General features: G+C 39.7%; 2 protein-coding genes. Both read left to right on the top strand.

The genetic code is table 11. The annotated features are described in order from the left end of the window. A partial coding sequence (locus GMD1S_RS11565) for a ZmpA/ZmpB/ZmpC family metallo-endopeptidase (RefSeq protein ID WP_000322599.1) occupies positions 1-330 on the top strand: 330 nt, incomplete at its 5' end. A gap of 248 nt (positions 331-578) precedes the next feature. Then, positions 579-896 (top strand): YSIRK-type signal peptide-containing protein (locus GMD1S_RS08285; protein WP_044135802.1); only part of this gene is annotated, 318 nt, incomplete at its 3' end.

The following is an 896-nucleotide window of genomic DNA, read 5'->3' as shown; positions in this document are numbered from 1 at the left end:
GTCTTGGAAAATGTATTTAAAGGTGAATACACCTCTTGGGCAGCCTTCAAGAAGGCCATGTACAAGGAGCGAATTGATCAGCTGACCAAGCTGAAGCCAATCACCATTGAGTACGAGCTTAAAAATCCAAACAGTACCAAGAAAGTAACCATTCGTTCTTATGCAGAGATGCAGCAGTTGATGGACGCAGCCGTGGCAGAGGATGTACGCAACATTACCAATGCTACTAGCCGTGTCGAAGCTAGCTGGGTTAACCTGCTCAAGAAGAAGATTTACAATGCTTATCTTCGTGAGACAGACGACTTCAGACAGTCTATTTTCAAGAAATAAGGAAACGATTCTGTTTGATTAAAATTTGAAAATTCCTAGGTTTAAGGCTACCTAGGAATTTTTCTGTGGTTTCTCCATGATCTTGTTTGTGCATTCAAGACCTGATAAGATAAGGATTTTGACAGCGTAAATGAACTGAAAAGATTAGCAGTTTTTTGTGGCTATTATTTATAGCAAATAAATTGAATAATCTAGTAAATTTCGGTAGAATAGAGGGGATTCAAATCATGATGAAGGAAAGATTAGAAATGAAAAGAAGTTATTTAGGAGAAAAGCACCAACGTTTTTCATTGAGAAAAGTTTCGGTTGGTTTAGTTTCTGCTTTGGTAGGGGTTTTCTACCTTTTTAGTGGAGGAGGTTCTCTTGCAAGTGTAGCAGCCAGTGAACAGACGCCATCCGTCACAAAACAGATTCACTATAAGTATGTGACAGAAAGTGAGCTCACGGACCAAGAAAAGCAATTGGTAGTCAAAGAATTGCCACAGTTTGCTGAGGAAACAGATGATACTTACTATTTGATTTATCGTCCGACGAGACAGCTGCCTGCAACTGGTCACAGCCAACTC

This window comes from Streptococcus sp. GMD1S, from assembly GCF_000296875.1.
Lineage (GTDB): Bacteria > Bacillota > Bacilli > Lactobacillales > Streptococcaceae > Streptococcus.
This window is presented reverse-complemented; position numbering and strand designations above follow the sequence as displayed.